At 67.2% G+C, this 23,989-nt stretch carries 23 protein-coding genes and 2 tRNA genes; 7 read left to right on the top strand and 18 right to left on the bottom strand.

What is annotated here, in order from left to right; translation table 11 throughout:
* Window position 1 precedes the first annotated feature (1 nt).
* The 5 genes from ABIA70_RS03905 to ABIA70_RS03925 form a co-directional block, all read right to left on the bottom strand.
* On the bottom strand, window positions 2-1,099 hold the full coding sequence (locus ABIA70_RS03905; protein ID WP_354146247.1) for a winged helix DNA-binding domain-containing protein: 1,098 nt from the start codon (window positions 1,097-1,099) through the stop codon (window positions 2-4).
* Window positions 1,100-1,175: 76 nt separating this feature from the next.
* Entirely contained in the window at window positions 1,176-2,243 is a 1,068-nt protein-coding gene (locus tag ABIA70_RS03910; RefSeq protein ID WP_354146248.1) for a UDP-N-acetylmuramate dehydrogenase, read from the bottom strand.
* Between the two features lie 9 nt (window positions 2,244-2,252).
* A complete protein-coding gene (locus tag ABIA70_RS03915; protein ID WP_354146249.1) occupies window positions 2,253-3,542 on the bottom strand; it encodes an MFS transporter in 1,290 nt (429 codons plus the stop codon).
* Between the two features lie 47 nt (window positions 3,543-3,589).
* Window positions 3,590-4,027, bottom strand: coding sequence for a MaoC family dehydratase (locus ABIA70_RS03920; RefSeq protein WP_354146250.1), 438 nt, complete (start codon window positions 4,025-4,027; stop codon window positions 3,590-3,592).
* Between the two features lie 2 nt (window positions 4,028-4,029).
* Window positions 4,030-4,512 carry an FAS1-like dehydratase domain-containing protein gene (locus ABIA70_RS03925; RefSeq protein ID WP_354146251.1) on the bottom strand — a complete coding sequence of 161 codons (483 nt, stop codon included), beginning with the start codon at window positions 4,510-4,512 and terminating at the stop codon, window positions 4,030-4,032.
* A gap of 112 nt (window positions 4,513-4,624) precedes the next feature.
* On the opposite strand from ABIA70_RS03925, the gene ABIA70_RS03930 reads away from it, so the two are divergent.
* Window positions 4,625-5,005, top strand: coding sequence for an ArsR/SmtB family transcription factor (locus ABIA70_RS03930; RefSeq protein WP_354146252.1), 381 nt, complete (start codon window positions 4,625-4,627; stop codon window positions 5,003-5,005).
* The gene (locus tag ABIA70_RS03935; protein WP_354146253.1) at window positions 5,002-6,678 is read left to right on the top strand and encodes a SulP family inorganic anion transporter; all 1,677 of its coding nucleotides are present in this window, start codon (window positions 5,002-5,004) and stop codon (window positions 6,676-6,678) included. Before ABIA70_RS03930 ends, ABIA70_RS03935 begins: the two co-directional genes overlap by 4 nt.
* On the opposite strand, the gene ABIA70_RS03940 is transcribed toward ABIA70_RS03935, so the two are convergent.
* The 4 genes from ABIA70_RS03940 to ABIA70_RS03955 form a co-directional block, all read right to left on the bottom strand.
* A complete protein-coding gene (locus ABIA70_RS03940) occupies window positions 6,668-6,892 on the bottom strand; it encodes a DUF3188 domain-containing protein (protein ID WP_354146254.1) in 225 nt (74 codons plus the stop codon). The two genes, ABIA70_RS03935 and ABIA70_RS03940, sit on opposite strands and share 11 nt — an antisense overlap.
* Before the next feature lie 126 nt (window positions 6,893-7,018).
* Window positions 7,019-7,882 carry an HpcH/HpaI aldolase/citrate lyase family protein gene (locus ABIA70_RS03945; protein ID WP_354146255.1) on the bottom strand — a complete coding sequence of 288 codons (864 nt, stop codon included), beginning with the start codon at window positions 7,880-7,882 and terminating at the stop codon, window positions 7,019-7,021.
* Between the two features lie 92 nt (window positions 7,883-7,974).
* Window positions 7,975-8,943: an aldo/keto reductase gene (locus tag ABIA70_RS03950; RefSeq protein ID WP_354146256.1), complete on the bottom strand. Its 969-nt coding sequence runs from the start codon at window positions 8,941-8,943 to the stop codon at window positions 7,975-7,977.
* A gap of 95 nt (window positions 8,944-9,038) precedes the next feature.
* Window positions 9,039-10,757 (bottom strand): glycoside hydrolase family 13 protein, encoded by a 1,719-nt coding sequence (locus ABIA70_RS03955; protein WP_354146257.1) that lies wholly within the window; start codon window positions 10,755-10,757, stop codon window positions 9,039-9,041.
* Between the two features lie 127 nt (window positions 10,758-10,884).
* On the opposite strand from ABIA70_RS03955, the gene ABIA70_RS03960 reads away from it, so the two are divergent.
* Window positions 10,885-12,051, top strand: a complete 1,167-nt coding sequence (locus ABIA70_RS03960) for an ROK family protein (protein ID WP_354146258.1) — start codon at window positions 10,885-10,887, stop codon at window positions 12,049-12,051.
* A gap of 12 nt (window positions 12,052-12,063) precedes the next feature.
* Here ABIA70_RS03960 and ABIA70_RS03965 read toward each other — a convergent pair whose 3' ends face one another.
* The 7 genes from ABIA70_RS03965 to ABIA70_RS03995 form a co-directional block, all read right to left on the bottom strand.
* Window positions 12,064-12,720, bottom strand: a complete 657-nt coding sequence (locus tag ABIA70_RS03965; RefSeq protein WP_354146259.1) for an SDR family oxidoreductase — start codon at window positions 12,718-12,720, stop codon at window positions 12,064-12,066.
* Window positions 12,721-12,793: 73 nt separating this feature from the next.
* Complete coding sequence (locus ABIA70_RS03970) at window positions 12,794-13,351, bottom strand: dihydrofolate reductase family protein (protein WP_354146260.1); 558 nt, start codon at window positions 13,349-13,351, stop codon at window positions 12,794-12,796.
* Window positions 13,352-13,480: 129 nt separating this feature from the next.
* Window positions 13,481-13,554: transfer RNA gene (locus ABIA70_RS03975), tRNA-Met, on the bottom strand.
* A gap of 61 nt (window positions 13,555-13,615) precedes the next feature.
* Window positions 13,616-13,687: transfer RNA gene (locus ABIA70_RS03980), tRNA-Thr, on the bottom strand.
* A 118-nt stretch (window positions 13,688-13,805) separates the two neighbouring features.
* Window positions 13,806-14,339, bottom strand: a complete 534-nt coding sequence (locus ABIA70_RS03985; RefSeq protein ID WP_354146261.1) for a LysM peptidoglycan-binding domain-containing protein — start codon at window positions 14,337-14,339, stop codon at window positions 13,806-13,808.
* A gap of 198 nt (window positions 14,340-14,537) precedes the next feature.
* Complete coding sequence (locus tag ABIA70_RS03990; RefSeq protein ID WP_354146262.1) at window positions 14,538-16,760, bottom strand: DEAD/DEAH box helicase; 2,223 nt, start codon at window positions 16,758-16,760, stop codon at window positions 14,538-14,540.
* A gap of 418 nt (window positions 16,761-17,178) precedes the next feature.
* A complete protein-coding gene (locus ABIA70_RS03995; protein WP_354146263.1) occupies window positions 17,179-17,835 on the bottom strand; it encodes an MOSC domain-containing protein in 657 nt (218 codons plus the stop codon).
* A 183-nt stretch (window positions 17,836-18,018) separates the two neighbouring features.
* Between ABIA70_RS03995 and ABIA70_RS04000 the strand changes: the two genes are divergently transcribed.
* Genes ABIA70_RS04000 through ABIA70_RS04015 form a run of 4 tightly spaced genes read left to right on the top strand, consistent with a single transcriptional unit; the run spans window position 18,019 to window position 22,534 of the window.
* Complete coding sequence (locus ABIA70_RS04000; RefSeq protein WP_354146264.1) at window positions 18,019-18,600, top strand: Tat pathway signal protein; 582 nt, start codon at window positions 18,019-18,021, stop codon at window positions 18,598-18,600.
* A gap of 2 nt (window positions 18,601-18,602) precedes the next feature.
* Complete coding sequence (locus tag ABIA70_RS04005) at window positions 18,603-19,814, top strand: glutathionylspermidine synthase family protein (RefSeq protein WP_354146265.1); 1,212 nt, start codon at window positions 18,603-18,605, stop codon at window positions 19,812-19,814.
* Window positions 19,811-21,325 (top strand): APC family permease, encoded by a 1,515-nt coding sequence (locus ABIA70_RS04010; RefSeq protein WP_354146266.1) that lies wholly within the window; start codon window positions 19,811-19,813, stop codon window positions 21,323-21,325. Before ABIA70_RS04005 ends, ABIA70_RS04010 begins: the two co-directional genes overlap by 4 nt.
* A gap of 9 nt (window positions 21,326-21,334) precedes the next feature.
* Complete coding sequence (locus tag ABIA70_RS04015; RefSeq protein ID WP_354146267.1) at window positions 21,335-22,534, top strand: acyl-CoA dehydrogenase family protein; 1,200 nt, start codon at window positions 21,335-21,337, stop codon at window positions 22,532-22,534.
* 23 nt (window positions 22,535-22,557) lie between these two features.
* Here the strand turns inward: ABIA70_RS04015 and ABIA70_RS04020 are convergent, their stop codons facing one another.
* Both ABIA70_RS04020 and ABIA70_RS04025 read right to left on the bottom strand, forming a co-directional pair.
* Window positions 22,558-23,331: an SDR family oxidoreductase gene (locus ABIA70_RS04020; protein ID WP_354146268.1), complete on the bottom strand. Its 774-nt coding sequence runs from the start codon at window positions 23,329-23,331 to the stop codon at window positions 22,558-22,560.
* A 38-nt stretch (window positions 23,332-23,369) separates the two neighbouring features.
* On the bottom strand, window positions 23,370-23,981 hold the full coding sequence (locus ABIA70_RS04025; RefSeq protein ID WP_354146269.1) for a TetR/AcrR family transcriptional regulator: 612 nt from the start codon (window positions 23,979-23,981) through the stop codon (window positions 23,370-23,372).
* Window positions 23,982-23,989: the final 8 nt, after the last annotated feature.

Consider the following 23,989-nt stretch of genomic DNA (forward strand, 5'->3'; position numbering starts at 1 on the left):
GTCAGGTGGTGAGGAACGTGAGGTAGCGGTCTGCGACTTTGTTGAAGGCAGCCTGGGCACCCGGCCCGAGCGGTCTGGCTTCGTCGAAGAGTTGGGGCACGACGGCGGCGCTCCGGCTGGTGCCTTCGCGGGCCCACGTGCCGATCACCTCTCCCCCGGCCACCACGGTTTTCTTGAACACACCGTTGCCGCCCGGGACGATCTTGTTGGCGTGCTCCGGTGCCAGGACCATGCTCCGGTCCGTATAGCCGAGCACAAACTCGTCGAAGCCCGGGAGCAGGTGGACGGAGCGCTGGCCCGGAACGCCGTCGTCGAGCAGGGCCGCCGTCTCCGGCGACATCCAGAAGCTTGTACCCTCGAACTCCAGCTCCACCAGCTGTCCGCGGACCTGCTCGAACGCGGCCCGCACTTCGGTCAGGGGAAGCTGGGTCCACCAGGCGAAGTCGCGGAGGGTGGCCGGGCCGTGGCTGCGGAAGTAGCGGAGTGCGAACTCGGCCATCGCCTGCTGGCGCCCAAGCTTCCGCGAAACCGGAATCCAGTCCTCGAATGCCACCATCAGCTGCTGGTTTCCGGCCAGGGGCCCCTGGACCAGCCAGCCGTGCCGGCACAGTGTCCCCAGGATGTGGATCCCGCGCTGGCCGGTGGTGGGCTGTCCGGCCGACTCAAAGACGGCGAAAAGTTCCGCCCTGCTCAAGGCAGCGCCGCCCGCCAGATGCTCCAGGGCGACGTCGCGGCTCTTTTCGATGTCCGTCCAGGCGATCTCCAGTTCACGGTGCCTGCCGGCGATGCTTCGGGTCAGGCGTTCAGCGGTGAGGTCCAGCATCCACCGCAGATCCTCCGGCGCCACCAGGTGCAGCGTTCCGCGCATCGGCCAGGAGCGCACCACGCTGCCGCTGTCCAGCGCAACCCTGACATCACTCAGACCGGCACCCGGAACCCGTGCACCGACTGCCCACAGCGCCGCCTGCAGATCCTGCGCCTGGGAGGCCGTCATCCAGCGGACCGCGTCCGGAACCGAGCCCAGCCCGGGGCCCAGCAGTCCTTGGGAGGCGAGACGGAGCCTGCCCACGAGCCTGCGGCTGATCCGGTTTGACGCCATGCCACTCACTCCCTCATCCGCCAGCTGGCCCTCGTCCGCCCGAAGTCCGCCGTCTCCGCCCGATGTCCGCGAGGAACTACAGCGCCAGGCCAATCAGCAGCGGTTCCGGCTGCAGCTCAATGCCAAAGCGTTCGACGACGCCGGCCCGCACCTCGCGCGCGATCGCCAGCATGTCCTTGGCACTTGCCGAGCCGCGGTTGGTAATTGCCAGGGAGTGTTTGGTGGACAGGGAAGCCCGTCCGCCGGAGGCGCTGGTCTCCTCCAGCCCGTAGCCCTTGCCGAATCCTGCCTGGTCGATGAGCCAGGCTGCTGACAGCTTCACGAGCCCGTCCTGACCGGCAGGGTACTTGGGCGCCGATTCAGGCAGGGCTGCCGCCACATCCGCGGGGACAATCGGGTTGGTGAAGAACGAGCCGGTGGAGTATGTGTCACGGTCCGCCGCGTCCCACACCATCCCTTTGGAGGTGCGCAGCCTGAGCACTTCGCGGCGGACGTCGTTGGCGTACGCACGCTGGCCCTGTTCCACGCCCAGGGAGCGGGCCAGCTCGGCGTAGCGGATGGGAGCACTCATCCGGCCCAGCGGCAACTGGAACTCCACGGTGAGCACCACGTAGCGGGGCGACCCGTTCACCGTGGTCTGCTTGAGGATGGAATCCCGGTACCCGAACTTCAGCTCCGAGTTGGTGAAGGTCTGCACGGCGTTCCGCGTCCGGTCCCAGGTGCGCACGGCCGCAATGGTCTGGGAGACTTCGGAGCCGTAGGCACCCACGTTCTGGACGGGCGTGGCTCCGGTCAGGCCGGGGATTCCGGCCAGCGCCTCGATGCCTGACCACGCATGCAGGACCGCATGCTCCACCACGGCATCCCAGTTGTGTCCGGCCTGCACCACCACGGACACGCCGCCGCAGGAGTCCTCCGCGTTGACCGTGAACCCCTCGGAGGCAATTTTGACCACTGTTCCGGGGAACCCGTCGTCGGAAATCAGCAGGTTCGACCCGCCCCCGATGATCAGCAGCGGCTCACCCGCGGCATCGGCGGAACGGACGGCGTCGATGATCTCCGCCTCGGTCCTGGCCTCGATGAAGGTGCCGGCAGGGCCTCCGACGGCGGACGTGGTCAGGTGGGAGAGCAGTGTTTGGGTCACCGTCCCAGCTTAACGCAGTGGCGTCGACGGACTTTTTCGTGCCACCGGCGACAGCACGAAACTAACCGCCAGCATGACCATCACCGAGAGCAGGGAGTGCAGGATGCCCACATGTTCAGCGAGCAGGCCCAGCAGCGGCGGCCCGCACAGGAACGCCCCGTAACCGATGGTGGAGACCACCGAGACGCGCGCCGCTGCTTTAGCGGGATCGTCCGCCGCGGCAGACATCCCCACCAGGAAGCCCAAGGAGGCGCCGAGTCCCCAAATGGCCAGGGCCACGTACGCGAGCCAGGGAACAGGGGCGAACACAAACAGGCCCAGCCCGAACACGGCCAGCGCGGCGCACCAGCGCATCACGGGGACCCGGCCAAAGCGGTCAAGCACCAGCGTCCCGGCGAACCGGCCGATGGTCATGAAGGTCACGAACAGCCCATAGCCAGCTGCCCCGGCGGCATCCGACTGGCCATGCCCGTCGGCAAGCGCCAGCGCCACCCAGTCGCCGGCGGCTCCCTCGGCCAAGGCAAGTCCCAGCACCATCACCCCGAGCAGGAGCGTGCGCCGGTCCCGCCACGCCTCGGCGATCTTGCGTTTGTTGTCCAGCGGAACATTGCGGCGCTGAACGGTGTCGGCCTGAACGTCGGAGCCTTCCAGCGGCCGGGTGCCCGGGGCGATGATGGCGATGGGGCCCGTGGAAGGATCCTCAAAGTTGTCCGGAACGTAAGTGCGTTCGCCGGCCACCGGGGTGATATCGGCGCGGAACCATGCTGCCGCCGTCGTCACGGAAACTGCCACGACGGCGCCCGCCGCGGCCAAATGCCAGAACACCGGAAGCGACGCTGCCGCCGCCCACGCGCCCAGCCCGGCGCCTGCCACGGTGCCCAGGCTGAAGGCCCCGTGGAGACGCGGCATGATGTGACGGCCCACGGCCCGTTCGACGGCCGCGCCCTCCACGTTGGACGCGGTGTTCCAGCTGGCCGTGCCGAGGCCGATGACGGCCAGCCCCACTGCTACTGCCACGGGATTGGCCAGCACGGACGTACCGAAGCCGGTGATGGCCAGCCCGGCGCCCACCATGAGGCTGCCGGTCCGGATGGTCAGCCTGGAGCCCAGCCGCAGCACAATCAGCCCGGAGGCGGATACGGACAGGAATGATCCCAGCGTCATGCAGAGCAGAAGCAGCCCGATGTTGCCGGGAGTCAGATCCAAGCCGTCGCGGATCGCAGGCAGCCGTGACACCCACGACGCGAAGGCCACTCCGCTGGCGCCATAGGCCACCACGACGGCGTTGCGCCAGCGCATGACCTCGGCAGCAGTCGCCGCCGGGGTGGTCGCAGACTCCGGGCGGGTCAGGACACCCTGACGACGGCCTGGGCCTTCATCAGGACCTTTTGGCCCGCCGAGATGACGGTGAGGTCAACGCGGGCGGTGCCGGCGTCGGCGTCGAGCTTTCCAATGGCGCCACTGACCTCGATGGTGGCCCCGGGTTCCGGGGTGCCCGTGGTATCAGTCACCGGGACCGGCTTTGTGAAACGGGTCTGGAAATCGACGACGGCGGCGGGGTCGCCTGCCCAGTCGGTCACCAGCTGCACCGCGGCACCCATGGTGAACATGCCGTGGGCGATCACGCCGGGCAATCCCACCCCGGTGGCGAAGGCCTCGTTCCAGTGGATCGGGTTGAAGTCACCGGAGGCACCGGCGTACTTGACCAGGTCGGTGCGGGTGACCTCGATGGTGCGGCTGCCGATGTCCTGGCCGGCCGTGAGTTCGCTGAAGGTGGGGCTCATGGTTACTGTCCCTCTCCGCGGACCAGGATGGATGAGGTGGTGGTGGTGACCGGCTCGCGGCCATCGCTGCCGCCGTCGGAGTTGCCGCCGTCGGATACGGCGAAGATCTCGGAGCGCGTGGTGATCATGGCACCGCCGCCCATGGCGCGGACGCCGTCGACGTGCAGCTCGGCAACCAGCCGGTCGCCGGCGATGATGGGGCGGTGGTGGGTGAAGCGCTGGTCTGCGTGGACCACGCGGGAGAAGTCGATGCCGGCCTCCGGATCCTCAATCAGCTGGGCATCGGCGCGCTGGGCAATGATGATGGCGAACGTGGGGGGCGCCACGAGGTCCCGGTGGCCCAGGGCCTTGGCGGCCTCGACGTCGAAGTGGGCGGGGTGGGTGGCCTTGACGGCGCGGGCGAACTCGCGGATCTTCTCGCGGCCGACGTCGTACACCTCTGCGGCAGGGTAGCTGCGGCCCTGCAGATCCGGATTGATAGTCATGGCTCCAAGCCTATCCTTTGGGCTGTGCCGGAAGGGCCTTGTGTCGCACTGATATGATGGATTTATCATTCCATCAAGTGGCCCGGTCCGGCGCCGCAGAGGAGAGCCAGTCATGTTGTCCGCCGCCCAGGCCCCGCTGTACGAGATCAAAGCCAACCTCTTCAAGGCGCTGGCGCACCCTGCGCGGATCAGGATCCTGGAACTGCTGGCTGCGGCTCCGGAGAACACCGCCCCTGTCAGCTACCTGCTCGCGGAAACCGGGCTTGAGGCCTCCCATCTCTCCCAGCACCTGGCTACCTTGCGCAAGCACAAAGTGGTGACGTCGGTGCGCACGGCGAACGCTGTCACCTACAGTCTGGCGCACCCCGGCATATCGGAACTGCTGGCCATCGCGCGCACTTTCCTGCTGGACAGCCTCGCCGGCTCCAACGAACAGCTCCGGCTGGCGCAGCAGCTGCCGGCCGGGCACCTGTCGGCCGGGTCCGCCTCGTGAGCACGGCCCTGCGTTCCGGTTCCCGCGGGCTCACGCGGTTCCTGCCGTCCCGGGCGGACTACGCCGGGCTCCGGCATTCCTGGCGGACGGACCTGCTGGCCGGGATCACGGTGGGCATTGTGGCGCTGCCGCTTGCGCTGGCGTTCGGCGTGAGCTCGGGCGTGGGTGCCGAGGCCGGGCTCATCACTGCGATCGTGGCAGGACTGGTGGCTGCGGTCATGGGCGGCTCGCATGTCCAGGTATCGGGTCCCACCGGAGCGATGGTGGTGGTGCTGGCTCCGGTAGTGGCGGTGTACGGAGCCGGAAGCGTGGCACTGGTCTCGGTGATGGCCGGGCTGATGGTCTGCATCCTGGGCATCAGCGGACTGGGCAAGGCGGTGGCCTTCATTCCCTGGCCGGTGGTGGAGGGGTTCACCCTCGGCATTGCCGCCATCATCTTCCTCCAGCAGGTTCCGTTGGCCACAGGCACGGCGGGCACCCCGGGCCACAACACCCTGCTGGCGGCCATCGAAGCGGCGTCCGGGGCGGAGTCCCCCACAGTGTTGCTGACGCTGGCAATCGTGGCGGGTGTCGCCGTCGTAATGGTCCTGGTCCAGAAGTATTTCCGGGCTCTCCCGGCCAGCCTGCTCGCCGTGCTCCTCGCGACGGCGGCTGCCGGACTCCTGCGGCTTGCCGTGCCCCGGATCGGCGCGCTGCCGCATTCCCTGCCGTCGCCCTCCCTTCCCGCCATGGACCTGGCTTCCATGGGCGCGCTGGCGATGCCCGCCGTCGCGATTGCAGCCCTCGCAGCCATCGAATCGCTGTTGTCGGCCCGCGTGGCGGGCGGGATGGCGGGACCGGACGGAACCCCCAGCGGCCCCTACAGCCCCGACCGCGAGCTGACAGGCCAGGGCTTGGCCTCCATTGCCGCGGGCCTGTTCGGCGGAATGCCGGCCACGGGGGCCATCGCCAGGACGGCCGTGAATGTGCGCTCCGGCGCCAGGACGCGTCTCTCCGCGGTGGTGCATGCCGTGGTGCTCCTGGGCATTGTCTACCTGGCCGCCGGGCTGGTGGGAGAGATTCCGCTCGCGGCCCTGGGTGGGGTCCTGATGGTCACGGCTACACGAATGGTGTCCCGGCGGACGGTCTCGGCGATCCTGCGGTCAACGCGGTCAGATGCCGCTGTCTTCATCCTCACGGCAATCATCACGGTAGCCTTCGACCTGATCATTGCGATCCAGATCGGGCTGGCAGCCGCGGCCCTCTTCACCCTGCGGAAATTCGCTTCGCTGAGCAGTGTGCAGCGCGAGGAGATTTCCGGGCCACGCGCCGCAGGTGACGAGCATATTGCCGTCTTCCGGCTCGATGGTGCCATGTTCTTCGGCGCCGCGGAGCGTATCCTCCAGGAGATCAGCCAGGTACGGGACGTCCAGGTGGCCATCATCAGGCTCTCCCAGTTGAGGATGCTGGACGCCACCGGAGCCCATGCGCTCGTGGAGGTCATAGCCGCCCTGGAGCTGCGCGGCATCACGGTCCTGCTGAAGGGAGTCCGGCCCGATCATCTGGCCCTGGTGACCAACGTTGGCGTGATCCGCTCGCTCCGCCACCACAAGCACCTGTTCGAGGACCTTCCGGCCGCTGTGGAACACGCCCGCAGCCATGTGAGCAGGAACGCGGCCGCCGCTAGCGCCTGAGGTTCTTCCGGATCGCCTGGCCGCGGACCACCAGGCCGACAATATGCAGGACCAGGCCCAGCCCGATGACCGCCAGCGACGCCACGGCGAGGTCCCGGTTGTTGCCGGTGTTGCCCGCAATGTTCAGGATGAGCCCGACGCCGATGAGGCCCATGGCACTGAAAACCAGGACTTTGTACGAGGTGGGCGCAGACTCCCAGAATTCTTTGAGCACCGGGACAGTCTACCGAGCCCCGCGGCCCGAGGTACTTCGTGCCCAGCAACAGCAACGCGGGGTCACATAACGCCCAATCCGACGGCGGGATCGGGCGTTGAGTGACCCCGCGTTGCGGGTGAGGCGTTACAGTGCGGGCTGGACCCCGAAGGCCACGGCGAGCTTCATGATCTTCTCGGCGCGGCCCAGGCGCGGCAGGTCCGAGCCGTCGCGGATGACGCGGCCGTTGGCCTCGAAGTCGGCCATGAAGTCGGTGGCCCAGGCGACGTCGGACGGCGTGGGGCTGATGACTTCGTTGATTACCGGGGTCTGGTCGATGGCCAGGCACAGCTTTCCGGTCATGCCCATCATCACGGTGATGCCGGTCTGCTCGCGCAGGATGGGGTGGTTGGTGCCCACGGTGGGCCCGTCGATCGGACCGGGCAGGTTTCCGACCCGGCTGGCGACCACGAGCTTGGCGCGCGGGTAGGCCATGGCCTCGGCAGTGGCAGCCATTCCGGTGTCGCGGCGGAAGTCACCGGAACCGAACGCGAGGCGGAACGCGCCCTGCGCCTTGGCGATGTTGTTGGCTTCCTCGATCCCGACGGCGGATTCCACCAGCGGGATAACGGGCGTCTTGCCGTCCATCCGGTGGAAGCTCTCGGTGACCTGGTCAGCGGATTCGGTCTTGGCGAGCATCACGCCGAGCAGGCCGGGGGTTCCGCGCAGTCCGGCGAGGTCGTCGGCCCAGAACGGGCTGGTGGCGTCGTTGATGCGGACCCACGCCTGGCCGCCGCCGCTGAGCCAGTCAATGACGTGCCCGCGGGCCTGGTCCTTCTGCGAAGGGTCTACGGCGTCCTCGATATCGAGGATGATCGAATCCGCGCGCGAGGCGGCGGACTGGCCGAACAGTTCGGTTTTCATTGCGTTCACCAGGAGCCATGAACGGGCGATTTCTGCTGGGATATTGCGTTCCGGCCGTACGGTCTCGGTGGCGATGGTTGACGTCATGTATCTACCGTATCCGGCAGGGCACCGCCAGCGCTAAGCGATAGCGCCCACTGGTGACCAATACGACCAATAAGGGCGTGCCGCGTCACGTATCAGGGGATGCTGCTCCCCCGGGCGGCGATCCACAGCCCGTACCATTCGGCGCGGGTCAGTGCCTCCGCTATCCGGGTGGCGTCCGCGCAGGCCCGTATACGGGCCGGATTGACCGTACCGATCACGGGCGAAATCTTCACAGGGTGCTTCATCAGCCATCCCAGCAGTATTGCTTCACCGGTGGTGCCGTATTTCCCGGCCAGTTCCGCCACCAGCGTTGCGGCGGCCGTCTCAGCCGTCGTCGGATCTTCCGGCGCAGCACCGGTGTACAGTCCGCGCGCCAGCGCGCCGTAGGCCTGCAACGTGACGCCGTTCCGGGCGCAGTATTCGAGCGTTCCGTGCGGGAAGCCGTAATCCAGCGACTCCGGATGGTTCACCAGCACCTGGCTCTCCAGCCAGGCACGCTTGAGCAGGCTCATCTCCAGCTGGTTGGCCAGGATGGGTACTTCCAGCCGGTCCTGCAGCGCCTGGATCTGCGCGCCGGACATGTTGGACACGCCCAGGGCGCGTACCTTGCCCTCGGCGATCAGCTGCCCGACGGCGCCCGCCACCTCCCCGAGGTCAGTCAGCGGATCGGGGCGGTGCAGCAGGAGCACGTCCACGAAGTCCGTCTGCAGCCTCGCCAGGCTGCCGCCGACCCGCTCCAGGAGGGCGTCCCGGCTCAGGTCATAGTGCCCGGGGATTCCCTTTTCGCCCAGCCGGATCCCGCATTTTGTCTGCAGCCGGATGCGGTCGCGGAGGCCCGGCGTGGCCGCGAGGACCTCACCGAACACGGCCTCGGACTTGCCCCTGCGGTAGATGTCGGCGTGATCAAACAGGGTGATGCCGATCTCCAGCGCGGCCTCGATGGCGGCAGCGGCCTCGTCGACGTGGTCGGCGCCGTGAGGTTCGTCGGACCAGCTGCCACCCAGGCCCATGCAGCCGTAGATGAGCTCCTGCGCGGACGATGGGGCGGTGTGTTCAGTCATTGCTTCACTCTTTCATGACTCTTTCCGAGCCGCGGCAGACGCGCAGGTGGCGGGGCCCGGCCGGGCCCCGCCACCTGCTTGGGAATTCAGCTATGTCAGCGCAGCCAGGCGGTGCTGTTGGCGGCCAGCTTGCCGTCTTCCAGCGGCGCGCTGCTGACCAGGACGGTACCGGCGGGCAGTTCGACGGCGAGATCCCCGAAGTTGGTCACTGACTGCCAGCCACCGGGACGGCTGAAATGCAGGACCTTCGAGTTGGCCGTGGGGACCCAGGTCAGTTCCTCACTGGCCTGGAGCTCCCGGCGCAGCTTGAGGGCCTTGCGGTACAGCTCCAGGGTGGAGCCCTCGGTCCCGTCCTGTGCCTCTACCGCGTACTTGCTGAACCAGTCCGGCTGCGGGAGGTGTGCGCCGCCGTCGCCGAAACCGAAGGAGGTCCCCTCGACGTTCCAGGGCAGCGGCACGCGGCAGCCGTCCCGGCCCACCTCAACGCCCTTGTTCCGGAAGAAGGAGGGGTCCTGCCGCTCGGCGTCGGGAATGTCCGCCACCTCCTGCAGGCCCAGCTCCTCGCCCTGGTAAAGGTAGGCGGAACCCGGAACCGCGAGCATCAGCAGGGTGGCTGCGCGGGCGCGGCGCTCACCGAGCTCCACATCCAGCTCCTCTTTCGGACCGCCGGCCAGCAGCCAGTCTTTGCCGTCCTGGCCCTTGGCGTGCTTCTTGGTCCTGTCCTTGGGGAACTGCGGCAGGCCGTAGCGCGTGGCGTGCCGCACGACGTCGTGGTTGGAGAACACCCAGGTCGAGGAAGCACCGGTAGCTGCCGCTTCGGCGAGGTTGCGGGTGATGATTTCGCGGAACTCCTCGGCGTCGAAATCGGCCTGGAGGAGGTCGAAGTTGAACGCCTGCCCCAGCCCTTCCGGGCTGGCGTAGCGGGCGCGCCGGGTGGCGTGGACCCATGCCTCGGCCACCGCGGTGCGCGGCGGGTTGTATTCGTTGAAGACCTCGCGCCATTCGGTGTAGATCTCGTGCACCTCGTCGCGGTCCCAGAAAGGGTGGGTGCCGTCGTCGAAGCCGTCCACGCCGGTGTTGGCGGCGCTCAGTTCCAGCTTGGACAGCAGCGGTTCGGTGAGGTCCTTGGTGAGGGCATGGGCCACGTCCACGCGGAAGCCGTCAACGCCGCGGTCGGACCAGAAGCGCAGGGTCCTCAGGAAGTCGTCGCGGACTTCCCGGTTGGACCAGTTCAGGTCCGGCTGCTCCTTGGCGAAGATGTGCATGTACCACTGGCCCGGGGTTCCGTCAGGCTCGATGATGCGCTCCCAGGCAGGGCCACCGAAGACTGAATCCCAGTCCGACGGCGGGAACTCGCCGTTGGGGCCCTTGCCGTCGCGGAAGATGTAACGGTCGCGGGCAGCGGAGCCCTTCGGGGAAGCGAGGGCTTCCGTGAACCATTCGTGCCTGTTGGAGGAGTGGTTGGGGACGATGTCGGCGATGAGCTTGATTCCGGCCCGGTGAAGCGCGGCGGCCATTTCGTCGAAGTCCGCCAGCGTACCGAGCTTGGGGTCCACATCGCGGTAGTCGTCCACGTCGTAGCCGCCGTCAGCGAGGGCCGAGGGGTAGAACGGGCTGAGCCAGACGGCGTCGATCCCCAGTTCCTTCAGGTACGGAACCCTGGCCGTGATGCCCTTGATGTCTCCGATGCCGTCGCCGTTCGAGTCGGAGAAGCTGCGCGGATAGATCTGGTACACGGCGGCCTGGCGCCACCAGTTGGGATCGCTCATGCGGTCTGAATCGGACAGGGTTGCCAGCGTGGCGGTGTTGGGCAAGGGAATCCTTCGGAGGTCTCGGCCGTGGTCATTTGGTGTTGGTTACGCTCAGGGGAAGCAATTTAGATAGAATCTAAATATACTCACCATCAATTATCGGTCCCGGGTATCGGAAGGTCAAGATCACATGAAAGCAGGCGGTGCGGCCACGCCCCAGATGATGCGTCGGGTCAATGCCCACGCCGCCCTGGCCTTCCTGCGGAGCACCGGGGTGGCCACCGGCACCGACCTGATGGCTGCCACGGGCCTGACAAGGGCTTCCGTGATTGCCGTGTGCGAAGACCTGCTCCGCCGGGGGTGGATCAGCGAGCTGGACTCCGGCCGCGAGCCCGGGTCGCTGCAGGGCCGGCCCGCCCGGCGCTTCGAGCTGAACCCCCGGGCAGGCTTCGTTGTGGGCATCGACATCGGCGCTGCCACCACCACTGCGGTGGTGGCAGACCTGCGCGGAACCATTGTGGGCAAGGCAGGCCGCTCCTTCCGAAGCGCCGAGATTCCGGCCGGCGAACGGATCGATGTGGTGAACCAGGCGTGCGGTGAGGCGTTGGCCGAGGCAGGGACCAGCCCGGCCGCTGTCCTGGCGGTGACCGCCGGCCTGGCAGCGCCCGTGGACCGGGACGGCAACGTCCTGCTGACAAGGCATTTCTGGCGGCAGTTCGACGTCGGGCTGCGCACCGCCCTTGCAGAACGCCATGGCTGGACGGTGCTACTGGAAAACGACGCCAACCTGGCCGCCTTGGGTGAACGCTGGCGGGGGTCCGGAACCGGCGTGAACGACCTGGTGGTCATCCTGGCCAGCGAGCGGATGGGCGCCGGCATCATCGAATCCGGCCGGCTGCTGCACGGACACAGCGGGGCCGCGGGCGAGATGGGCTACCTGGACATGATCGAGGGCGTGGGCAGCGCCGACGGCATCGCCTACCTCGCCCGCGAGTGGTTTGCCAGGCCCGGGGAACCGCCCACCGTCGAAGCCCGTGAAGTGTTCGCGGCCGCGGCAGCCGGTGACCCCGCCGCCGTCGTCGTCATGGACAGGCTGGCAGAACGCCTGGCGCGGGTGATCGCCTCGGTGGCCATCATGGCCAACCCCGAGCAGGTGGTGATCGGCGGCGCCGTGGCCGAGTCAGCGGGGCTGCTGCTCCCGGGCATCATGGAACGGCTGCCCCGGTTCACCGCCACGGTCCCCCGGGTCACGGCGTCGCCCCTGGGCGATTCAATCGTGACGGTCGGCGCAGTCAGGCATGCGCTGGACTACGTGGAAGCCCATGCCCTGGACCTCGAACTGCCGGCGCGGGCGTAAGGCCGGCCGCGGTTAGGCCGGGGGCTGCAGCGCCGCCGCGATGGGCAGTGTGCCGTCGGTAAATTCGATGGTCCGCCCAGCGGTCTCGGGCAGGTCAAGCACGGCCGCGGCCACACCGGCGGTGTTGCTGCGGGACGTTTCCCGGCTGCCAACGGAAGAAGGATCCACCTCGATCAGCCCCGTCCCGGGCTTGTCCGTCAGCGCACCCGGGCCCAGGATGGTCCAGGCCAGGCCGGTGCCGCGCAGGTACTGGTCCGCGGCCGCCTTGGCCTCCGCATAGGCGAAGAAGCTGTTGTCCGCCGGCACCCCATGGTCCGGACCGGCGCCGAGGTAGGAGACCATGACGTAACGCCCGACGCCGGCCTCCGCCGCCGCGTCCATCGACCGGATCGCAGCGTCGCGGTCCACCGCATACGTCCGCTCGGGACTCCCGCCGCCGGCACCGGCAGACCAGACCACCGCATCATGTCCCCTGAGCGCCTCGGCGATTTCCGCCGTCGTCGAATTTTCAACGTCCAGGACCGACGGCGCGGCACCGGTTGCCGCGACGTCCGCCGCGTGCTCCGGGTTGCGGATGATCGAGGTGACGCTGTGGCCTTCCCCGGTAAGCAGGGTGGACAGGTGGAGGGCCACTTTGCCGTGGCCGCCGATGATTGCGATGCGGGTCATGTCCCCATTCTGCCCCTACCAGACCAGCGAGCGTCCGCGGCGCTCTGGGGCACGCCGTGGTCTCCGCGTGCGGTCAGGGCAGCACGCGGTAGCGGAGGTACACCGTGCCGCTGCCGAACGTATGCTCCTCAAGGAGTTCAAGACGCAGGTTCAGGCCATCGGGAAGGTACTTCTTGCCGCCGCCCACCACGAACGGGGTGACGAAGAGACTGCATTCGTCCACCAGCCCGGCCTGCAGAGCGGCGGTGGCGAGGGTGGGGCCGCCGATGCCGATACTTTGCCCGGTTCCGGCCTTCAACTCGCGGACAGCGGCAGGATCGAAGGTCCGCTCGATCCTGGTCCGGGCGGTGGAGGCTGCGGGGAGTGTGGTGGAGTACACAACCTTGTCCGTTCCGTGCCAGATCCGCGCAAAATCCTGCACAACGGCCGGCTCATCCGTGGTGTCCCACGTTTCCCAGACCGACATGACCCCGTACATGTTGCGGCCAAAGAGATAGGTGCCAACGTCGCGTTGGAGGTCGTTGACGAAACCATGGACTTCCTCGTCCGGCGCACTGAAGTCGAAATTGCCGTCCCGGTCCGCGATGTACCCGTCCAGCGAAGCGGAGGAATGGTAGATGAGCTTGCCCATGCGCCCCATTGTGCCCCCGCGGGACAGGGTTGGGTAGGCGTCGGCCCTGGATCTGCCGGCGCGTCGGCCCGTCAGATCCTGGAATGCAAAAGGACCCCGGAGGCGTTTGGCCTTCGGGGTCCTGCTCTGTAGCGGTGGGGAGGCTCGATCTCCCGACCTCACGATTATGAGTCGTGCGCTCTAACCAACTGAGCTACACCGCCACGAATGAGAAAAACCTGCGCCAGCCGGTCAAAAACCGCCTTGACACAGGCCCTCATCCAGAGCCCCCCACCGGAATCGATCCGGTGACCTCGTTCTTACCAAGAACGCGCTCTACCACTGAGCTAGGGGGGCAACGAGTAAATACTCTACCGGAAGATTTCGCCACCAACAAATCGGCATCAGGGCCGGTCAAAGGGCGCCGAAACAGTTGCATCGGCGCCCTTTTTATGGCCTCAATCCGGCAGAGGAACTAGGGCAGGCGCAGTACCTGTCCGGGGTAAATCAGGTCCGGATTCGGGACGGTGTCCGCGTTGGCGGCGATCAGGGCGTCCAGGCTCACCCCGAACTGCACGGCGATGCCGCTGAGGGTGTCGCCGGCCTCAACAACCACTTCCGACACCGCTGCCGGCTGGGTGGCAGCGGGCGCCGCCGCCACGGCACCGGCAGCCTGCGCATCGGCAGCCTGCTGCGCGGCTGCAGCATCCGCCGCGGCCTGGTTGGCTGCCGCCTGGTCGGACGCAGCCTGGGCAGCCGCAGCCTGGTCCGCTGCTGCGCGGTCGGCTGCTGCCTGGTCCGCTGCAGCCTGCTCAGCCGCCGCCTGGGCTGCTGCCTCGTTCTGGTTCACTTCCGGCGCCACATCCGCCGGAGCCGCCTGCGTGGTGGTGCTGTTCGTGCCGGCGTCCACGCCCGCCCCGGCCTGGGGTGCGTCCTTCGCCTCGTTCTTGTCTCCAAGCCCGAGGTTCTTCTTCAGATCGTCCAGGAATCCCACAGTGATGCCTTTCATTGGGCTTTGCGCCGACCAGCCTAAAACAGGCCAGGTCGATCCGCAGCTACGCCGTCGGTAGCCCCTCGATCGTATGGGGGCAGGCACCTGCTGCCAAGGACCGCACCCGCCGCGGCGGGCCGCCGTCGGACGTTAAACGCCGAAAGGCCGGCTCGAAAGCCGGCCCCTCGGGACGAAACGTGTCAGGTTAGCTGACGGTTACCACTTGCCCTTGCGGTTGAAACCGCCCTGTCCGCCTTCGGTGCGGGGCTTGCGTGAGCCGTCCCCGTGGCCGCCGAAGCGGGAGTCGCTGGCCTGGCCGCGGTTTGCACCGCTGTCTGCGCCTACGGAGCGCTCTGAACGGTCGCTGTAAGAGCGGCCACCGCGGTCAGCCGAGCTGCGCTCGCCGTCGGACTTGCGGAATTCCTTCTTGAACCCGCCGTTGCCCTTGAAGTTGCCGCCACGGTCTCCGCCGGAGTAACCGCCTCGGTCCCCTCCACGGTTGCCCTGGTAGCCTCCACGCTCGCCTCCGCCGGACGGCTTGCGGCCGTTGTCCAGCTCGAGGTTGATCAGCTCGCCGCCGATCCGGGTGCGGGACAGGGCGCGCAGCTGCTCGGGGCTGAGGTCTGCCGGGAGCTCCACGAGGGAGTGGTCCGAGCGGATGTCGATGCCGCCGATCTGGGCCGAGGAGATGCCGCCTTCATTGGCAATGGCGCCAACGATGGAACCCGGCATGACGCGCTGGCGGCGTCCGACGGCGATCCGGTAGGTGGCGTTGCCCTCGGTGAGCGTGCGGGTGGGGCCGCGTGAGCCGAAGCCGTCCTTGGAGCGTTCGCGCTTCTGGAACTCAGGAGCTGCGGGCAGTTCCTTGACCAGCAGCGGCTGTCCGCCCTGGGCCATGACGGCCAGCGCGGCAGCGATCTCCGAGGCCGGCACGTTGTGCTCTTCCTCGTAGGAGGAGATGAGATCGCGGAACGCGGCAACGTCCTCGGACTCGAGGGTCTCCGTGATGCGCTCGGCGAACTTGCCCAGGCGCAGCGTGTTGACCGTCTCGGCCGTGGGCAGGTGCATCTGCTCCACCGGCTGGCGGGTTGCCTTCTCGATGGAACGCAGCAGGTACTTCTCCCGCGGCGTCATGAACAGCACAGCGTCACCGCTGCGGCCGGCACGGCCCGTGCGGCCAATGCGGTGCACGTAGGACTCGGTGTCGTGCGGGATGTCGTAGTTGATCACGTGGCTGATGCGCTCGACGTCAAGGCCGCGGGCCGCGACGTCGGTGGCCACGAGGATGTCGATGCGGCCTTCCTTCAGCGCCTCAACGGTCCGTTCGCGCTGCTGCTGCGGGATGTCGCCGTTGATGGCGGCGGCCTGGAAGCCCCGCGCCTTCAGCTTGTCAGCCAGGTCCTCGGTAGCCATCTTGGTGCGCACGAAGGCGATGACGCCGTCGAACTCTTCAACCTCGAGGATGCGGGTCAGCGCGTCCAGCTTGTGCGGGCCCATGACCTGCAGGTAGCGCTGGCGCGTGTTGGCACCGGTGGTGGTCTTGGACTTCACCGAGATCTCGGCCGGGTTGTTCAGGTACTGCTTGGACATGCGGCGGATCTGGCTCGGCATGGTGGCCGAGAACAGTGCAACCTGGCGGTCCGACGGGGTCTGCTGGAAGATCTGCTCCACGTCTTCGGCGAAGCCCATGCGCAGCATTTCGTCGGCCTCGTCCAGCACCAGGTACTGGAGTTCGGACAGGTCGAGCGATCCCTTGGAGATGTGGTCGATCACGCGGCCGGGGGTACCCACAACAACCTGGGCACCGCGGCGGAGGCCCGCGAGCTGGGGACCGTAAGCGGAGCCACCGTAAACGGGGAGGACCGTGAAGTCATCGATGTGCTTGGCGTAGGAGGTGAAAGCCTCGGCAACCTGGAGCGCGAGTTCGCGGGTCGGTGCCAGGACCAGGGCCTGCGTCTTGCGGGACGGGCCGTTGAGGTCGTGGAGCTCGGCCAGGCGGGACAGTGCCGGTACTGCGAATGCTGCAGTCTTACCGGTGCCCGTCTGGGCGAGGCCCACGACGTCGCGGCCTTCAAGCAGCAACGGGATGGTTGCGGCCTGGATGGGGGAAGGCTTTTCGTAGCCGACGTCCTGCAGTGCTGCCAGGACGCGGCCGTCAATGCCGAGATCGGCGAAGCGGATGCCGTCAGCTTCGGTGCCGGCCTCGCCGCTGGTGGGGTCAGCTGCAGGGGCTTCTTCAACCTTGGGGGCTTCTTCGGCGCGTGCTTCTTCGGCGGGTGATTCTTCAGCCTTGGGGGCCTCGGCCACTACGGCTTCGACTTCTGCAGCTTCTGCCTGCGGTGCTTCGATCGGTGCTTCGATGAAGACTGCGGCGGGTGCGGTCTCGACGTCGTTCACGGTGTTTTCGGTGTTGACGGAGTCGTTTTGATTTTCGGGCATAGGGAAATTTCCTCATCCATAGGGGGCCAGGCGGCACTACCCGAGGTGAGCGGAGCCGCAGTACATGTGCCGTGGGGGTGCCGGGCAATCATTGACCGGCCGGTCACATAGAAGTCCGGCGCTTTCGCAATCCCGTGGCAGGACTTCCCGCTGCATCTCTTGGCTGCTATCCCAGCAGTCTGTACAGCGTTTTCTTTAGCCGGCTCTCCCTATGAAAATGCCCGCATCGCATTAGCGGGCCCCAACACTTGCCAGTCCTGCCTCAAAAATTGGGCAGAATAAAGGGATTTCCGGAGTGGGGGATGTTTCAAGTGTAAGGTATGGATCCCCGTTGCGGGTAATTGAAGGTACGACGGCGGCGGTGACCTTGCGCACACGGCTTCCGGTACCGGCCAAAAGAGCCGGTTCCGGCCGGCGGTTACCGGGCCAGCTGCCGCAGCAGCGCCTCGAACTTCTGGTTGAATTCCGGCTGCTGGAGGCGGATCTCGCCGTCGGCATCGGCATCCCGCAACGCCTCCATGGAATCAGTGTCCGGATCGCTGAACCACTTGCCGACGGTGACGCCGTGCTTGGGGACGTAAAGCCGGTGGATATGGTCGCCGGCCTGGATGGTGCCGGTCCGGACCACCCGCAGGTAGGCTCCCACACGCCCAACCTCGGTGAACCGTTTGACGAACCGGGGCTCCTTCATCCGCCGCTGGAATGTGGAGCAAGGCGTGCGCGGCGAGGTGACCTCCACCTCCACCTCCAGCCCGATCTTCCAGCGCTCTCCGATCACTGCCCCAGTGGTTTCGATGCCGGATACCCGGAGGTTCTCGCCAAAAAACCCCGGAGGAAGGTCCCGCTGCAGCTCTTCGGCCCAGTAGTCGGCGTCCTCCTGGGAGTATGCGTAAAGTGCCTGGTCCTCCCCGCCGTGATGGACCCGGTTGGCCTGGATGTCGCCGCGGAGGCCCAGTTTGTGGACCTTGACCGGACCCTCCACGGGCCGCTTGTCGATGGCCGTGACGCCCACGTTTGAGTCGTCCGGAAGCAGTTGGTGGACGCGGCAGACGGCAAGTACTGATGCGGTTTCCATGGCTCCAGTGTAGGTTCCCGAGGCCGGATCCAGCCGCTGGTCAAGCGTGGGCAGTTCTCCCCCCGTTTCTGCTCGCAGCAGCAAGGGGCAGCGGCTAGGCTGATTTCAGGATTGAGCTTTCCTGGCGCAGGGTTGCGCCCTTCAGACCGCCCACATTCAGCATGGACTACCAAGGGGGAAGTCATGGACCCGGACAAGGACCAGGGCAAAGGTCCTGACAAGGACCAAGGCCCTGACGCGGACGGCGCCCAAGGCGCGCCGAAGCCCCCGCCGTGGCAGGTGCCCAAGCCTGAACTTCGCCCTGAACTCCTCAATGAGCCCACGCAGATGGTGGACCCCTTCGCGAAGGACCGCGAGCGCCAGGTCCATGAGGCGGCTGCGCGGAAGAAGCGCTCCCAGCGGCGGACTGTGGTGGTGGGCCTGGGCGTCACGGCGCTCCTCGCGGGCACCATCACCGCCATCGTGGCCAGCAACGAGGATGAGCCCGAGTACGCGCAGGTGTGTTTCAACGACGAGACCGGCGAGCGCGTGGAGGACACCCAGTGCAACAGTTCGGCCGGTCGCGGAGGCGGGTTGTTTGCGTGGTACTTCTACTCCCGCGGTGCCAGCGTGCCCGCTGTGGGCCAGAACCGTTCCTCATACCCGAGCTACACCAGCACCATTCCCAGCGGAGCCAAAGCGTCCACGGGGTACAGCACCAAGGGCGGAACGGTCAGCCGGGGCGGCTTCGGCAGCAGCTCCAAGGGCGGAAGCACGGGGGGCTAGGCGTGAAGCGGTTGTTATCGGAGCCCAGGCCTGACTGGAAGCAGAAGATCGAAGAGCAGGGCCTGGTCTTCTCCACCACCACCATGCCCGACGGCCGGAAGATTGAGTACTGGAACGAGGCCGCTTACTACGAATTCACCATGGACGAGGTGGAAACGCTCGAGGTCACGGCCGAGGACATGCACAGGATGTGCCTGGAAGCGGCCAGGTTCCTGGCCTCCGGCGCCATGGGAAACATCGGCATCGGCCCGCAGGCTCTGGAACTGGCGGCCGAGTCGCTTCAGGCCGGTGACATGGATGTCTACGGCCGGTTCGATTTCATCTACGACGGGCAGGGCGGCCCGGCCAAGATGCTCGAGTACAACGCGGACACCCCCACCGGCCTGATCGAGGCCGCCGTGGCGCAGTGGTTCTGGCTGCAGGACGTCTTTCCCGAAAAGGACCAGTGGAACGGCATCCACGAGGCCCTGATCCGGCAGTGGAAGAAGATGCAGTACCGGACCGGCATGAGCACCCTCCACATCGCCCACTCCGAGGCCGAGGAGTCCGGTGAGGACTGGATGACTGCCGCCTACATGCGGGATGTGGCCAGCCAGGCCGGCTGGACCACCATCGGCATCAACATGTCCGACATCGGCTGGGACCCCAACCTCAACCGGTTCGTGGACCTGGACAACTTCATGATCAGCACCATGTTCAAGCTGTACCCGTGGGAGCTGATGATGAAGGAGCCGTTCGGTCACCGGCTGCTGCAGCGGGCGCACAATCCGCGCTGGGTGGAACCGGCCTGGAAGATGCTGCTCTCGAACAAGGCCCTGCTCGCCGCGCTGTGGCACCTCTACCCGAATCACCCCAACCTGCTGCCCGCCTATCTCAACGAGCCCGGGCCCCTGAAGGAATGGGTGGCCAAGCCGCTGCACGGACGCGAAGGCGACAACATCAGGATCCACGCCGCCGGCATCAGCCTCGAGCAGCCCGGCGGCTATGGCCGCGAAGGCTGGTGCTACCAGCAGTACCACCCGCTGCCGGACTTTGACGGCAACCACCCGGTCCTGGGGCTCTGGGTGGTCGATGGCGAGTCCGTGGGGTGCGGGATCAGGGAATCCGACGGCCCCATTACCGATTACTTCTGCCGTTTTGTGCCCAACACCATTGACGCCCCCGCTCCGCTTTCGGTGCAGGCCCACTCCAGCAAGGCAGGTATCGCACTATGAGCACAGAGACCACGACGGCGGGCGGCGGCCCCGGAGGACCGTCCGGCGGTGCCGTCCCGGCAAAGGGGCTCCGCGCCGGGATCCTGGACCTCGGCGACTCGGTCATGCTGGGCCTGGCGTCCACGGCGCCCGTGTATTCGCTGGCAGCCACCCTGGGCCTGATCGTGGCCGTCAACGGAAACTACACTCCCCTCATCCTGATCCTTGGCTTCATCCCGGTCCTTTTCATCGCGTACGCGTTCCGCGAGCTGAACAGCGCCATGCCTGACTGCGGGACCACGTTTACGTGGTCCCGCCGCGCGTTCGGGCCATGGGCCGGCTGGCTGGGGGGCTGGGGCGTTGCCCTGGCCGGCATCGTGGTGCTGGCCAACCTGGCGCAGGTGGCCGGGCAGTACCTGTGGCTCCTGATCGGCGACGGTTCGCTGGCCGCAGACAAAGTGGTGGTCACGGCCACCGGGGTGCTGTTCATCGTCTTCATGACCCTGGTTAATTACCGCGGCATCCGGCTGGGCGAGCACGTACAGCGTGTCCTGACGTACGTACAGTACGTTTCGCTGGGCATTTTCGCCGTGGCACTGGTTTCCAGAATCGCGGGCGGCGCCCCTGAGGGCCAGGCCTTCGACTTCGAGTGGTTCAATCCGGCCGGCGCTTTTGCCGATCCGGGTGCTGTAGTGCACGGGGCCCTGCTCGCACTGTTCATCTACTGGGGTTGGGATACCTGCCTGGCAGTGAACGAGGAAACCGAGAATCCCTCCAGGACGCCGGGCCGCGGTGCGGTCATTTCGGCGTTTGTCCTGGTTGCCATCTATGTATCGGTTGCCCTGCTGGTGATGATGTACGCCACCGTGGGCACGGAAGGCATCGGACTGGCCAACGAGGCGAATCAGAACGACGTCTTCCTGGCCATGAAGGATGTGGTCCTCGGCCAGTGGGGCTGGCTGATCATCGTGGCGGTGCTCGCGTCCGTACTCTCCTCCACGCAGACCACCATCCTGCCGACGGCCCGCGGCACACTGTCCATGGGCGTGCACGGCGCGCTGCCGCCGAAGTTCGGTGAAGTCCATCCGCGCAACCAGACGCCGGGATTCTCCACCCAGGTGATGGGCGCCGCCGCCGTCGTGTACTACGTGGCCATGAGCTTCCTGAGCGAGAACCTGCTCTCCGATTCCATCAGCGCCATCAGCCTGTTCATCGCGTTCTACTACGCATTGACGGGGTTCTCCTGCGTCTGGTATTTCCGCGGCACGCTACGGAGTTCAGCCCGCAACCTCTGGTTCCGCGGCATCCTGCCACTCACCGGTGCTCTGCTCCTGACCGCGGCATTCTTTATCTCCGCCGTTCAGATGTGGGACCCGGCCTACGGTGACACCCAGATCTTCGGCGTCGGCGGAGCTTTTGTCAGCGGCGTGGTGCTCCTGGCCCTTGGTGTTGTCCTGGCCGTCCTCTGCCGGTTCCTGCCCTCGACGCGGGAGTACTTCACCGGAAAGCCGGGGGTCACGGCAGGCCCGTAGGATGCTCTCATGAGCTACGACGCCGACGCGCCACTGGGACCGGACCCCTCCGACGTCCTGGCCCTGGACTCCCTCCTGACACCGGACGAACTGGCGGTGCGGCAGCGGGTCCGCGACTTCACGGACCAGCGCATCAAACCCGGCATCGCGCGCTGGTATGACGACGCTGTCTTTCCCCTGGAACTCGCCCCCGAGCTGGGCGAACTCGGCGTCCTGGGCATGCATCTCGAGGGGTACGGCTGTCCAGGCCGCAGCGCCGTCGAATACGGTCTTGCCGCCATGGAACTTGAAGCCGGCGACTCCGGGATCCGCACCTTCGTCTCGGTGCAGGGTTCGCTGGCCATGACGGCAATCCACAAGTGGGGTTCCGAGGACCAGAAGCAGGAGTGGCTCCCCCGGATGGCCGCCGGCGAGGTGATCGGGTGCTTTGCCCTGACCGAACCCACCGCCGGATCGGACCCGTCTTCCATGACCACGGTTGCCCGCCGGGACGGGACCGGGGACGACGCCGGCTGGGTGCTGGACGGTGCCAAGCGCTGGATCGGGCTGGCGTCCGTGGCCGGGGTGATGGTGGTCTGGGCCAGGACCGACGACGGCGTGCGCGGCTTCCTGGTGCCGGCCGGAACGCCCGGGGTCAGGGCCACGCCCATCACCGGGAAACTGTCAATGCGCGCCTCCATCCAGTGCGATGTGGACTTCGACGGCGTCCGGCTGGGACCGGAGGCGATGCTGCCGGCGGCTCTGGGCCTGCGCGGCCCCTTCACTTGCCTGAACGAGGCACGCTACGGGATTGCATGGGGCGCCATGGGCGCGGCCCGGGATTCCTACGAGGCCGCCCTGAAGTATTCCCTGGACCGGCTGCAGTTCGGGAAGCCGCTGGCCGGGTACCAGCTGACCCAGGAGAAGCTGGTCAACATGGTCGTGGAGATCCAGAAGGGAACCATGCTGGCCATCCACCTGGGCCGGCTCAAGGACGCGGGCAGGCTCAAGCCGGAGCAGATCTCGCTGGCGAAGCTGAACAACGTGCGCGAGGCCATCGCGATCGCCCGGGAGGCCCGTTCGATCCTGGGCGGCAATGGCATCACCCTGGACTATTCGCCGCTGCGGCACGCCGCCAACCTCGAGTCCGTCCGCACCTACGAGGGCACGGACGAAGTCCACACCCTGATCCTCGGCCAGCACATCACCGGCCTCAACGCGTTCCGGTAGCACGGGCTCCGAAATCAGGGCACTCAGGCCGAGAAGCCGCCGTCGGCCTTGACCAGCTGGCCGGACACCCAGCGGCCCGCGGGTGAGAGCAGGAACGCCACGGTGGCGCCGATGTCCGCCGGTGTCCCCAGCCGGCCGCCGGGCTGCCGGGCGGTGAGCTCTTCACGGACCTCGCGGCTCATCCAGCCGGTGTCGATGGGCCCGGGGTTGAGCACGTTCGCCGAAATGCCCAGCGGCCCCAGCTCGCGCGCCGCGGCAATGACAATCCGGTCCAGGGCGCCCTTGGATGCCCCGTACGGAAGGTTGAATGCTGTGTGGTCGCTGGTCAGCGCAACAATGGCGCCGCCGTCGTGCGGTGCCTGCCTCGCAAACGCGGCGATCAGCTGCCAGCCGGCACGCGTGTTCACGGCGAAGTGGCGCTCAAACGCTTCCAGCGTGGTGTCCAGAATCCCGGAGTCAACGGACTCCGCGTGGCTGAGCACCAGGCCCTGAAGGGGCCCGGCGAGGCTGGTCGCCTCGGCGATGAGCCGGTCCGCTGCCTCCGGGTCCTCGAGGTCAGCGGCCAGGGCGTGGACCTGGGCGCCGATCGCTTCCAGCTCGGCGGTCAGGCGCACGACGTCGTCCGGCTGGCTTCCCCACGGCATCCGGGCATCGTAGCCCGGCCAGTAGGCAAGGACGAGGTCCCAGCCCTCGGCCGCAAGCTGCCGGGCGATCCCCGCGCCGATACTTGCAAGCCTCCCCGCTCCCGTGATCAGCGCGGTGGGCCGGGCCATACTGTCAGGTGGGGTGGATGCCATTGGACCAGCCTAGTGGTGGCTGCGTGCGGTCTCTGGACTCATTCGGGCAGCAGGACCAGTTCCAGGTATCCGCGGAGGCACCCGGCCATGTCCACGCTTTCGGGCGCCAGCAGCCACTGCGTCTGGATTCCGTCCCAGAGGGCGATCAGCGATGCCGCGGCGGTTTCGGGTTCCACGCCTGGCCGCAGCCGCCCTTCGCCGGCCAGCTGCTTGAACCGCCGGGTGTAGCTGCGCCGCAGCCGGTCAAAACGCTCCGTGAAGTACTCCCGCCCCGGATGGCCGTCTGTGACGGATTCCGCACAAAGCACCGTGTACAGCTCAATAACCCCGGGAATCCCCTCATTGAAGCGTGCCTGGCTGATGACGGCGTCCACGAGCTTTTCCTCCGAATCAGGAGGTGTTGTCCCGTCTCCGGTAGTCGAGTCCCGCCAGTCGAGCACGGCAAGGAGCAGGTCGCTCTTGGACGGGAAGTAATGCAGGAGGCTGGTCTGGCTCATGCCGACGCGGTCGGCGACATCCTGCAGCGAACCCCCGCGGTACCCATGGGCAGCGAACACGGCGTGGGCCGCGGCAATGATGGCCTGCCGGCGCTCAGTGGACTTCGAATAGGGTCCACGCCGGCTTGGCTGGCCCGCCGCTTTTGTGGTCATGGCAAGCC

This window comes from Arthrobacter sp. 754 (genome assembly GCF_040548695.1).
Classification (GTDB): domain Bacteria; phylum Actinomycetota; class Actinomycetes; order Actinomycetales; family Micrococcaceae; genus Arthrobacter.